Origin of the sequence: Streptococcus sp. HMSC072C09 (genome assembly GCF_001813105.1) — a bacterium.
In the GTDB taxonomy this organism is placed as follows: Bacteria; Bacillota; Bacilli; order Lactobacillales; family Streptococcaceae; genus Streptococcus.
On the sequence record NZ_KV811490.1, the window covers coordinates 1 to 419 of the forward strand.

Here is a 419-nt window from a genome sequence, read left to right on the forward strand (position 1 = left end):
CTAATACAACGCAGGTCCATCTCTTAGTGATGCAATTGCATCTTTCAAATCAACATCATGCAATGTCAACTTTTATGCGGTATTAGCTATCGTTTCCAATAGTTATCCCCCGCTAAGAGGCAGGTTACCTACGCGTTACTCACCCGTTCGCAACTCATCCGCTCGGTGCAAGCACCAAGCTTCAGCGTTCTACTTGCATGTATTAGGCACGCCGCCAGCGTTCATCCTGAGCCAGGATCAAACTCTCATTAAAATAATTGTTTGTCTTAAACTCATTCTGTCACTGACAGATTTATTGTTTTTTTATTGTTCAGTTACTATAACCTTAGTTATAGCGCCCTGCACATTGGTTCGTCTTGTTCAGTTTTCAAAGGTCTTTGTCGCTCTCGCGCGACAACTATATTAGTATATCATGACCT

Annotated in this window: 1 rRNA gene; it reads right to left on the bottom strand. The window is 42.2% G+C overall.

The features are described from left to right. Window positions 1-253, bottom strand: a 16S ribosomal RNA gene (locus tag HMPREF2893_RS03735); the annotation flags it as partial. Window positions 254-419: the final 166 nt, after the last annotated feature.